Source organism: Thauera sp. SDU_THAU2 (assembly GCF_038260575.1).
Classification (GTDB): Bacteria; Pseudomonadota; Gammaproteobacteria; order Burkholderiales; family Rhodocyclaceae; genus Thauera.
On sequence record NZ_JBBWUN010000003.1, the window covers coordinates 148,065 to 159,827 of the forward strand.

Here is an 11,763-nt window from a genome sequence, read left to right on the forward strand (position 1 = left end):
AACCGCCCGCCGATGAAGCCTGGCGGGCGGCAAGGAGAGCAGCTTCAGAACTGGAAGTTCGCCGACAGCAGGGCCGAACGTGGCGTGCCCGGCGTGTAGCGGCCGCCGTTGTTGTTCATCGACGCGACGTACTTCTTGTCGGTGAGGTTGTACACGTTCAGCTGCAGCGAGACGTTCTTGCTGATCTCGTAGGATGCCATCGCGTCATACACCCAGTAGTCGTCGACCTCAGGCATGTTGGTGGTGGCGGTGACGTTGTTGGACGAGCGCAGCATCGAATCGACGTAGCGCGCACCGCCGCCGACCGTCAGGCCGAAGGGCAGGCGATAGGTGGTCCATGCGGTGAAAGTCAGTTCCGGCGACCACTGCACCGCGTTGCCCTGCTGGCTGGTGCTGCCTTCCTTGACGTCGGTCTTCATCTTCGCCAGGCCGGCCGACACCTGCCATGCCGGCGTGATCGCGCCGACCAGGCCCAGCTCGATGCCCTTCACCGTCTTCTTGCCCCATTGGGTGACGTCGCCGGTGACCGGGTCGGTCTGGGTGAGATCGTTCTTGTTCTCGGTACGGTAGATCGCGGCAGTGAAGGCGAGCCGTTCGTCGAGTAGATCCCACTTGGTGCCCAGCTCGATGGTCTTCGCTTCCTGCGGGTCCATGTTCGGGCTGTTGATGCCGGTGGCGCTGAGGGTGAAGTTCGAGCCGCCCGGCGGTTGCTTCGACGTGGCGTAGGCGGCATAGATGCTGCCGTTGGCCGCCGGCTTGTACAGCGCGCCGACCTTCCAGCTCGTCAGCGTGTCCTTGGCGTCGATGTTCTGCGGCACCAGGGTGCCGACCGGCAGCGTCGGATGGCTGGTGGCGGTGGAAGCGACGGTGTTGCGGGCTTCGGTGCGGTAGCGGTCGAGGCGCACGCCGGCGGTGAATTGCCAGCGGTCGCCGAGCTTGGCGGTGTCGAACAGGTAGGCGCCGATGGTCGTCGTCTCGCCGTCGGCCTTGCGTCCGTCCGTGCCCAGGTCGTAGTTGCTGACCGGATCGTGGCGGCTGGGGTTGTACAGATTGCCCGGTACCATGCTGCCGGCGCCGGTCAGGGTCTTGGTCAACTGGCGCTCGTGGATGAATTCCAGGCCGGCGCTCAGCGAGTGCGTCAGCGCGCCGGTGCTGAACTCGGTCGTCAGGTTGGTCTGGTTGGTCAGCAGTTCGTTTTCCTGCCACTTGGTCTGGCGGCTGCGGGTCACCGTCCATGTTTCGGGGTTGTCGATGTTGCCCGCGTTGATGCCGTTCGGATTGGTGGCGCTGGAGTTGGCGCTGCCGGGGGCGGTCAGCAACAGTTCGTGCCGCACCTTGCCCCAGCGCGAAGTGTTGCGCACCGTGGTGCCGGGCGCGACGTCGTGCTCGACCTTGACGGTGAACATGTCCAGGCTGACGTCCTCGAAATCGTGCTTGGAGCCGTAGAAATTCTCGGTGTCGACCTTGCGCGCACCGATGCCGGCGGCAGCGAGCGCGGCGTTGTAGTAGCCCTTGAGTCCGACCGTCGGGATGCCGCCGTCGGGCACGTTGTCCTGCTCGACGTGCAGGTAGGACAGCGTGGTGCGGGTCGGCGTGTTGAGGCCGAAGGCGATCGAGGGCGCGATGCCCCAGCGCTTGCTTTCCAGGTGGTCGCGGCCGGCGACGCCGCCGTCCTGCTTCATGACGTTGAGGCGGAAGGCCGAGGTTTCGCCGAGTTGCCGGTTCACGTCGGCGGTCATGCGCAGGTTCTCGGCAGTGCCGTAGCTGATGCTGCCGCTCAGCGCGTTGTCGGCGAAGGGCGACTTGGACGACAGGTTGACGTAGCCTGACGGCGCGCCGCGGCCGTTGTCGGCGCCCACCGCGCCCTTGGAGATCTCGATCTGCTCGACGTTGAAGGTGTCGCGGCCGAAGTTGCCGAGGTCGCGCACGTTGTCGATGAACACGCTGCCCGAGGTATCGAAGCCGCGCATGAAGATGTTGTCCTTCTGGTTGCTGTTGCCGCCTTCGCCCAGCAGCAGGGTGATGCCCGGGGTGTTGCGCAGCGCTTCGGTCAGCGAAGTGGCCTGCTGCTCGCGCAGGATTTCCTTCTTGATCACGGTGATGGTCTGCGGCGTGTCGACCAGTGGCTGGGTGAACTTGGGCGAGGACACCGTGTCGGCCTTGTAGGTCTGTTCGCCGGTGGCGGTGACTTCGACTTTCGGCAGTGTGGGCGTCTGGGCGGCCTGCTGGGCCGCGGCAGTGCCGGGCAGGGCCAGGGCGAGAAGGGTGAGGGCGGTGGTCTGGTGCAGGCGCGGCTGCTGCGGCAAGGCGTGTTTCTGGCTCTCGATGTGGGCCATGGGATATCTCCGTCAGTGGGGGCAGGAAGTAAACGCTGGCTGGCTTCCTGGCCGGGAGACATCCGGTTGGGTGGCTGGCTATTTTGTGGAAGCGAATAATAACGATTCTTGTTTTCGAAACAAAATAAAATTTATTGAACTTTTTGAGATGTTGTTGGGATACAACAATGCCCCGCTGTCGACGTTGATGCAGGAAACGAGGCGGCCCCCTCGGCCGGGCACTTCTTCCATGAAGGGAGGAAGTGCCCGGCCGAGGAGGCCGCTCGGGACAGACCCGGTCGGAGAGACCGGATCAGGCTCAGGGAAGAAGCTTCTCGATCCCGCTCAGATAAGCCCTGCCGTAGTCGATGACGGCGTCGCGGTCCTGGCCTTCGCTGGAAAAGTGCATGTCGGTGACGATCTTGTGCAGGCGCTTGGCCTCATCGCCGCCGAGCGCCAGCAGCGCGTCTTCGAGCGTGTAGCACAGGCTGTGGACGTCATGGATGTCGTATTCACCCATTTCACCGTCCAGCAGTTCCTTCAGCTTGGCGTTGGTCTCGCGCAGGATGGCGATCGTCTCGTCCTTCGATTCGCCCTTCTTGGCTTCGTAGTGGTTGACGCGCGGTGCGCTGTCCTCGGCGTGCACGGGCAGGCTGCCCAGTGTGCCGAAAGCGGCGAGGGCGAGAATGGCGAAGCTTTGCTTGATCATGCTTTCTTCCTTGTCGTCGAGTTGAATGGAATCCTGGGCATGACGGCCGCAGCGGTCCGTCATGTTCAATAGATGTCGCGGCGGTAGCGGCCTTCGTGCGCCAGCCGTTCCAGGCTCTCGGACCCGAGGATGGCCAGAAGGGTTTCATGTACCGCCGGACCCATGCCCACGGCATTGCCGCAAACGTAGATCGCCGCCCCGCCACCGACCCATGCGCGCACCGTGTCGGCGGCGCCGGCGAGGCGGTCCTGCACGTATTCCGCCGGTTCGTCGCGCGAATATACGCGATCGCAGCGGGCCAGCAGGTCCTGCCGTTCGAGCGCCTCGGTTTCCGCGCCGTGGAAGTCGTCGAAAGCCTTGTTGCGCTCGCCGAAGATCAGCCAGTTGCGGCCGTCGCCGCGGCGGGCGCGCAGGCGCAGATGGGCGAGCAGGCCGGCAAGGCCGGTGCCGTTGCCGATCAGGAGCAGCGGCCGCTCGGCATTGTCGCCGATGCGGAAGTTGGGATGGGGGCGGATGCGCCCGCGCAGCACCAGGCCGGTGCCCGACGCGCCGGCCAGCAGCGAGGACATCACGCCCGGAGTGCCGTCGGGCCCTTTCATCTGGCGCACCAGCAGGTGAACAGCGCCGTCTTCGGGCAGCGACGCGATCGAATAGTCGCGCGGCGAGCTGCCTTCGCCCGGCGGGTACAGTTGCAACAGGTCGCCTGCCTGCCAGTCGGGCAGCGGCACCGGGCGGGCGTCCGGCCCGTCGCTGTCGACCGCTTCCAGTTCGACGTGCCAGGCCGGCTCGCCGGCGCTGCCGGGGTTGAGGTGGCGCTGGCTGCGCAGGCGCCAGAAGCCGAGTGCCGGCAGGGCGCTTTCGGGCAGTTCGGCGAGGCCGGCGAAAGCGGCCAGACGGTGGCGCCAGGTGGCGAGCGTATCGCCGTCGGCGCGATCGATGTCGATGCGCGGGAACATCGGCGTGGCGCCGCAGGCTTCCAGCCAGGCGTCCAGGCGGCGGCCGAAGCCGCAGTAGTTTGCATAAGTGGCGTCGCCGAGGGCGAGGAGGCCGTAGCGAAGCTCGGACAGCGACGGCTCCAGCTCCATCGTGCGCTTGACGAAACGCGCCGCATTGTCCGGCGCGTCGCCTTCGCCGCAGGTGCTGGCGATGAACAGGGCCTGGCGGCAGGCTTTCAGGCCGGCGGCGTCAAGCGCGTCGAGCGCGCACAGGCGCACGCCGACGCCGGTCGATTCCAGCGCCGTGGCCGCTTCCTCGGCCAGTTCGCGGCCGAAGCCGCTCTGGCTGGCGAACGCCACCAGCACCGCGTCGGCCCCCGTCGCATTGTGCGCGGCGGCGCGCTTGCGATGGCCGTGCCAGATCCGCAGACAGAAGGCCGCGTAGGCGGCGATCACGCCCGCGGCCGGGCCGATGCGGCTGATTTCGAGACTGCTTATCATCGGCATTCAGGCGGCCCGCCGACGAGCGGCGGGCCGGCCTCGATCATTGCGCCAGCACTTCCAGCGTGGTGACGTAGGATAGGCGGCGCTCGACGTTTTCCATCGTCGCGCTCTTGCCGGTGACGCCGGCCTTCAGGTAGTACATGCCGGGGTGCTTCCAGGTGTGGCTGATCTGGCCGTCGGCATTGGTGGTGAAGTGATCTTTTCCAACTGATCGCGGTAGCGGGTGCCGGCGCGGATCATCTCCACTTCGATGCCGGCGGCGGGCTTGCCGTCGACGGCGAAGGTGAACACCGCAGGCGAGTCTTCATACAGGTCGTTCGGATGGGTGACCGGCACCAGTTCCAGGCCCTGGCCGGTCGGCTTGACGTCGGTGGGGCGGCCGACGGTGACGAAGGTCTCGAGCCGCGACACGCTTTCGCGGATCGTCAGTTCATCGGCCTTGGCCGGCACGTTTGCCGCCATCTCGGCCTGGGGGCCGCGCCAGCGCTTGGTTTCGCCGCCTTCCTTCCAACTCGCCATCAGGCTGGAGTTGGCGATCGCCAAGCGATAGGTGCCGGCGGCCTGCAGGTTGGCGTCGAACACCGTGCGCAGCTTGCCCTGCACCATGCTCTCGGGCTCGACCTTGGCGCCGTCGGGCGAGACGATGTCCAGGTTGTCGCGGATGCCCAGCGGACGGTAGTTGAAATAGAAGATGTCGTTGGACACGGCCGCGTCGACAGTGATGTAGCCGGGGCTCGACAGCACGGTGGAGGACGGCAGCAGCCAGAATTCGTGTGCCTGCGCGGCCGGCACGGCGGCGGCAAGGGCGAGGGCGGCAACAGCGAAGTGCTTGTTCAATTTCATGGGATTTCTCTCCTCGGGTCGGATGGCGGATGGATCAGGGCTTGAGCTGGACGGCGATGGTGCCGAGTTCGTGTTCACCACGCACTTCATTGCGCGTGGCCGAAGCCGGCGGCCATTGCAGCGGCACGGTCACCACTTCACGGCCGCCGTGTTCGCGCGAGGCTTCGACGACGAGGCGGTATTCGCCCGCCGCCAGCTTGCCGAGCGGTGTCTGGCCTTCGGTGAAGCTCAGCTTGTGCACGCCGGGGTTGCGGGTGGCGGCGGTCACGCCATCGACCGGCTGCTCCAGGTCGCGGCCGGTGCGGCGCCACCACAGGCGCATGTCCTTCAGCCATTTGGCGCCTTCGGCGTTGCGCATCTTGACGTCGTACCACACGGCCAGGTTGGCGGCGACCGAGTTGTCCGGGCGCTCCAGCCAGGCGGCGACATAGGGGCGGCGGTAGTCCGACACGTCGATGCGCGGCAGTTCGATGTCGACCTCGATGCCGGCGGCGAACGCGGAACTGGCCGCGAGCAGGCCGGCAGCGAGGAACAGGGGTTTGTGCATGGGTGACTCCTGGGCGGGGTTAATGGACGAAAAGCAGGATGAGCACGGTGGGCAGCACGATGCCGAGCCCGACGACGGGCCATACCGAGGCGCGGTTGGCGGCATGGACCTGCAGGATCAGCAGGCCTGTGACCGAGAACACCACACAGGCCACGGCGAAGATGTCGATGAACCAGCTCCAGGCCTCGCCGGAATTGCGCCCCTTGTGCAGGTCGTTGAGCCAGGCGATCCAGCCGCGGTCGGTGAGCTCGTATTCCGCTTCGGCGCCCTGCAGGTCGAGGCGCAGCCAGGCGTCGCCGCCGGGACGGGGCAGGGCGAGGTAGATCTCCTCTTCCGACCATTCCGCGTCCCTGCCGGACACCGAGATGCCCAGCGCTTCGGCCACCCAGCCGGCGGCATCGGCGGGCAGCGGCCGCTCCGCCGGGGCATCCTCGTCGGCCGCCATCCGGCGCAGCGCTTCGGCCACGGCGTCGGGCACGACGGCCGTGCGGGTCTCGATGACGGGCTTGGATTCGATGGCGCCGGAGTGGTTGAGCGTGATGCCGGTGATGGCGAACATCAGCATGCCGAACAGCGACACCGCGGAGCTGATCCAGTGCCATTGGTGCAGCGTCTTGAGCCAATTGCCGCGGCGGGCCTGCTGGCGGGCGACGGCCTGGTGGCCGGACGCCGGAGTGGAGCTTGCGTTGGGCGTGCGGCGGCTCAGGGAGTCGGGAGAGGTCGGCATCGGTAAAGCGCGGTTCCGTCGGTTCGAATGCCCGATGCGGTGTACGTAGCCGCTGGATGTCGGGACCATGAACCGGCGATTCTAATGTTGATAATCATTCGCAACAATAACGTTTTGCGAATTTGTTGTAGTTTTTTGTAGGACGTGGCGAAAAATCGGTGTGCCGTCCGCGCCATGAACTCTGCGCGACGGGCAAGCCGTGCTTTTCGTCGTGGTGAAAAAAGCCGCACCGGCATGGCCGGTGCGGCTCGTCCGAACACCATGAGGCCGTGGCGAGGCGCACGCCGGAGGAGGGTACGCCTGCGCGAGCTCAGAAATCGATGTTCGCGGAAATCCAGAGGGTGCGGCCGGCGGTCACCGTTCCCCTCGTCGATGCCGAAGTCGTGTAGTAGTCGCTGCCGAGTTGTTCGATGCCATTCACGTTCGTCCAGGTCTTGTACTTGGTGAAGTCCTTGTCGAACAGGTTGAAGATGTTGGCATTGACGGTCACGTTGCTGGCGAGCTTGTATGAACCGCCCACGTGGAACAGCGAGTAGCCCTTGAGGTCGCCGAGTGCCTGATACTCCCTCAGTGTGTTGCCCGAGAAGCCGGAGGGGTCACCATCGAAGCGGCGGCTCTTGCCGCGATATTCCCCGCGTGCCCACAGGCTGAGCTTGTCGGTCGTCTCCCAGCGCAACTGTGCGTTTGCAATGTGCTTGGCAGTATCGCTGAGCTTGCCGTTCTTGCGCCCGTTCTGCTTGATCTCGCTGTCGGTCCAGGTGTAGTTCAGGCTCAGCAGCCAGCGTGGCGCCAGCACGATGCGGGACGTGAGTTCGACGCCCCAGGTCTTTGCCTCGTCGTTGTTGATCGAATAGGTCGCATCCGGATTGGCGACGCAGCTCGAGATGGAGTTGACCGAGCAATCGCCGCCGCCGCTGATCTTGTCCTTGATCTTGTTGTGGAACAACGTCGCTGACGCACTCAGGTTCTGCTGGTTGTCGAACAGAACGCCGAGTTCGGTACTGGTGCTGGTTTCCGGCTTCAGGTTCGGGTTGCCGATGCTGATCGAGGTGCCTTGCCCACTGATGCCGCTGACGCCGTCGATCAACTGATTGAGGCGAGGTGCCTTGAAGCCCTGGCTGACGCCGCCCTTCACGGTCCAGTTCGACGTCGCGTTCCAGACCAGATAGGCGCGCGGGCTGACTTCGCCGCCAAATGCGTCATGGTGGTCGTAGCGCGCGCCGAAGGTGGCGGCGAGGTTGTCGGCGAGGCGCCATTCGTCCTCGACGAACAGCGACCACATCTTCTGTTCGTGATCATCCGGCAGCAGGCGGTCGGTCAGCTCGGCCTTCCACCACTGGCCGCCGACGGTTGCCACGTGCGACTCGCCGAGCGGCGCGACCAGCTTGGTGTCGAAAACCGTATTCACGGTTTCGAGCGTGCGATCCGCGCCGATCTGGGGATGGCCACTGGGGCGCGAGGCGGTCGGAATGGTGCGGCCCTTGGTTTCGGTGGTAGTGCGCATCAGGCTCGATTCAAGCAGGCCGAAAGACAGGCGGCTGCTGTGGCCGATCGCGACTTGTTCGCGCTCGATGCGCATGTGGTCCTTGTAACCGGTCACCGTCGTATTCGGCGTGATGCAGTTACTCTGCAGGAAATCACGCCCGCCAAGCCGGCAATCCTCATTGTCGTACCAGGTGCTGGATTGATCGAGGTCGAGCCAGATGTCGTTGCTCTTGTTCGGCGTCAGCGTCAGGCGGGTACCGACGCTGTGCTGGCGGCTCTTGGCCGGCGCCGGGTCGCGCGCATTGCCGCTGGCCGCACGAATGCGCTCGGTTTCGCCGCGGCGGAAGGTGCTACCGCGCACTGCAATGCCCAGCAGGTCCTGGACGAGAGGGCCGTTCGCATACAGGTTGAGCTTCTGCGATTTGCCCCAGTCATTGTCCTCGGGGAAGCTGGCTTCGACCCCCAGCGAACCGCTCCATTCCTGCGCGACCTTGCGTGTGATGATGTTGACTACGCCGCCCATGGCGTCGGAGCCGTACAGCGTGGACATCGGGCCGCGAATGACTTCGATGCGTTCGATGGCCGACAGCGGCGGGATGAAGCTGGTCAGCGCGTCGCCGAAGCCGTTGGGTGTGACATCGCCGGCCACGTTCTGCCGGCGGCCGTCGATCAGGATCAGCGTGTAGTCGCTGGGCATGCCGCGGATGCTGATGTTGAGGCCGCCGGTCTTGCCGGTGCTGCCGCGCACGTCGATGCCTTCGACATCCTGCAGGGCTTCGGCCAGATCGCGGAACTGCTTGGTTTCCAGGTCCTGTCGGGTGACGACCGAGATCGAAGCCGGCGCTTCTTTCAGGTCCTGTTCGAAGCCCGAGGCGGAAACGACCACTGAGCCGAGTTGCTGTTCCTGGGCGAACGTCGCGCTGGAGGAAAGCCCGAGGGCCAGCAGCAGGGCGGTGCGTCGAAGACGTGGTATCGCGGTGTGCGGCATGAAGCGGGTCCTTTATGTGGAAGGAATGGTCCGGCCTCCCGCCAGCGCACGGTGTGCTCATCCGTCAGGCGGGGCAGGCTTATTCTGAAGAAAGCTTGGCGAATGATAATGATTTGTATCAATTATTTCAATGTTGAAATGGTTATTACAATCTAGAGCCGTTCCGGTTCTGTTCGCCATGCCTGCCGATGCAGCGAAGGGTGGTGTGCCGACGATCGAAAAGAAAAAGCGGGCTGCACCGAAAGCCGGTGCAGCCCGCCGTTGCGGGGAAGTACCCTGATCAGAACCGGGCGTTGAGGCTGATCCAGAAGTTGCGCGCCTTGTCCTTGTTGTTGAAGTCGTCGAGGTAGCTGGGTTGCCAGCCGTTGATGCACGAGTTGCCGCTGGTGCACTCGATGAAATCGGTCTTGTAGGTGGTGAAGTCCTCGTCCAGCAGATTGTTGATGCGGCCGTTGATGGTGACGTTGTTGGTCACGTGGTAGCTCGCTCCCAGGTGGAAGACTTCATAGTCCTTGTAGTGCGCTTCCTTGTTGTTGATCACGCCGCGGTAGCGCTTCGAACGCGCTTCCATGGTCAGGAAGATGTTGAGCTTGTCCATCGCCTGCCAGTCCAGCGTGGTGTTCATCATGTGCTTCGCCGTCTGGTTCAGCGGCCGCCCCTTGTTGACGCCGCTCTTCTGCTCGCTGTCGGTATAGGTGTAGTTGCCGCGCAGCGCCCAGGTGGGCGAGATCTGCCAGCGGCCAGCCAGTTCCACGCCCTGGATCACGACCTTGTCGATGTTCGTGGCCTTGTTGGACGTGGTGTAGCCGAGATCGGCATATTCACCGGTGCTGGCGCACGGTAGCGAGGTCGCGGGGCCGCAAGGCTGCGAGGAAATCTTGTCCTTGAAGTCGTTGCGGAAGATCGTGGCGTTGAAGCTGTGGCCGTTCGGATGGTTCCAATACACCGCCAGTTCGGTGTTGCGGCTGGTTTCCGGCTCCAGGTCCGGGTTGCCGAAGAACGGGCTGGTGCCCTGGCCGCCGAAGCCGGTGATGCCGTCGTACAGATCGGTGGTCTTGGGCGTCTTGAAGCCGGTCGACACGCCGCCCTTCAAGGTCCATTGCGGGTTCAGGTTGTAGATGCCATAGACGCGCGGCGAAACCTGGTTGCCGAAGGTGTCGTGGTCGTCGTAGCGGATGCCAGCGGTCAGCGTGAAGGCCTCGGTCGCCATCCAGTTGTCCTCGATGAACAGCGACCACATCTTGTGATCCTGAACCTTGCCCGGCGTGCCGGATTCCAGGCCGAACACGCCGTCCTTCAGTTCGCCGTCGATGACCTGGCCGCCGACGACAAGCAGGTGCTCGCCCGCGAGGTTCTGCAGCGGGATGTCCAGCCGGGCGTCCAGCGTGTATTGATTGCTCTGTAGCGTGCGTTTCGGACGCGGCAGGAAGGCTGCTTCGGCAGCGGCCTTGCGGTCCTCCAGGCTCATGCCGGCATATGCACCGCTGCCGTTGATCACGTCCAGCAAATGCCTGCGCTCGTCGACCGTGAAGGGCAGGGTGCGGCCCTTGTTATCGGTTTCGACGTAGGAGAGCGCGATGAAGCTGTTGCCGAAGTCCCACTTGCCTTCGTGCGAGATCGACCACGCGTCGCGGGTGAACTTTTGTGTGTCCAGATAGCCGACACGAGGATCGGCGCGTGTGCATGTACCAGTGTTGGCGCAAGGGGGAAGGGGGGTGCGAGGGTTTGGTGAGCCAGCCCAAATGGTGTCGATGCTGTCCACCGTGCCAAGCGGAAAGCTGGTATTTCCGGTCAAAGGATCGACGACGGGCTTGTTGTCGTACTTTTGCCTGGAAATGTCGTAATCGAAAGTGATGCGCTGGCGCTCGTCCGGCGTGAAGAACAGGCTGATGCCATAGGCTTGGTTGGTATTGTCAACAGTCTTGCCGCCACCGCCGAAGCCCAGGCTACGAGGGTGAACCGTGCCATCGGGGGCGACAGACGAGGCATATTCGGGGGTGGAGGATTCGCGGTCGTAGTAGCTGCCGCGCAGGGCCACGCCGAGCTTGCCGGGCAGGATCGGGCCGCGGATGGCGAAGTCGGTGGTGGTGTCGTCGCCGAAATCGTTGTCGGATTGGAAGGTGCGGCCGACCGTGACCGAGCCGGTCCATTTGGTGATGTCTTTCTTGGTGATGATGTTGATGACGCCGCCCATCGCGTCGGCGCCATACAGCGTGGATGCCGGACCGCGGATGACTTCGATGCGTTCGATCGCGTCCAGCGGCGGGATGTGGTTGAACTGGTTGCCGCCGAAGCTGTTGGGGTAGATGTCGCCGTGGTTGTTCTGGCGCTTGCCGTCGACCAGGACCAGCGTGTACTCCGAACCCATGCCGCGCATGCTGATGGTCTTCTGGCCGGTCTTGTCCGAGGTCTCGCCGACGTCCACGCCTTCCAGATCGCGCACCGCGTCGATCAGGCTCATGTAGGGCTTCTTGGCGAGCTCTTCCTGAGTGACGACCGAGATGCTGGCCGGCGCATCGGTGATCTTCTGTTCGAAGCCGGTTGCGCTGACCACCACCGAGCCGAGCTGCTGTTCCTGGGCGAAGGCTGCGCCGGCAGGGAAGATCAGACCGATCAGCAGGGCAGTGCGCCGTAGGCGCGGAGTTGCAGTATGTGCCATGAAACGAAGTCCTTGGTTGATGTCGAGAAAGTTGGCTGGCTTCCTGACTCG

Annotated in this window: 8 protein-coding genes; all 8 read right to left on the reverse strand. The window is 64.4% G+C overall.

What is annotated here, in order from left to right:
- Window positions 1-44: 44 nt before the first annotated feature.
- A complete protein-coding gene (locus tag AAFL97_RS01740; protein ID WP_341643479.1) occupies window positions 45-2,336 on the reverse strand; it encodes a catecholate siderophore receptor Fiu in 2,292 nt (763 codons plus the stop codon).
- A gap of 298 nt (window positions 2,337-2,634) precedes the next feature.
- On the reverse strand, window positions 2,635-3,024 hold the full coding sequence (locus AAFL97_RS01745) for a DUF6746 family protein (protein WP_263460722.1): 390 nt from the start codon (window positions 3,022-3,024) through the stop codon (window positions 2,635-2,637).
- A gap of 65 nt (window positions 3,025-3,089) precedes the next feature.
- Window positions 3,090-4,460, reverse strand: a complete 1,371-nt coding sequence (locus AAFL97_RS01750) for a flavodoxin domain-containing protein (protein WP_341643480.1) — start codon at window positions 4,458-4,460, stop codon at window positions 3,090-3,092.
- A gap of 132 nt (window positions 4,461-4,592) precedes the next feature.
- Window positions 4,593-5,306, reverse strand: a complete 714-nt coding sequence (locus tag AAFL97_RS01755) for a DUF4198 domain-containing protein (RefSeq protein ID WP_341643481.1) — start codon at window positions 5,304-5,306, stop codon at window positions 4,593-4,595.
- A gap of 34 nt (window positions 5,307-5,340) precedes the next feature.
- Window positions 5,341-5,853 (reverse strand): DUF2271 domain-containing protein, encoded by a 513-nt coding sequence (locus AAFL97_RS01760; RefSeq protein WP_263460725.1) that lies wholly within the window; start codon window positions 5,851-5,853, stop codon window positions 5,341-5,343.
- Window positions 5,854-5,872: 19 nt separating this feature from the next.
- Window positions 5,873-6,580 (reverse strand): PepSY-associated TM helix domain-containing protein, encoded by a 708-nt coding sequence (locus AAFL97_RS01765; RefSeq protein ID WP_263460726.1) that lies wholly within the window; start codon window positions 6,578-6,580, stop codon window positions 5,873-5,875.
- 310 nt (window positions 6,581-6,890) lie between these two features.
- Window positions 6,891-9,053 (reverse strand): TonB-dependent receptor domain-containing protein, encoded by a 2,163-nt coding sequence (locus tag AAFL97_RS01770; protein ID WP_341643482.1) that lies wholly within the window; start codon window positions 9,051-9,053, stop codon window positions 6,891-6,893.
- 280 nt (window positions 9,054-9,333) lie between these two features.
- A complete protein-coding gene (locus AAFL97_RS01775; protein ID WP_341643483.1) occupies window positions 9,334-11,712 on the reverse strand; it encodes a TonB-dependent receptor domain-containing protein in 2,379 nt (792 codons plus the stop codon).
- Between the last annotated feature and the right edge of the window lie 51 nt (window positions 11,713-11,763).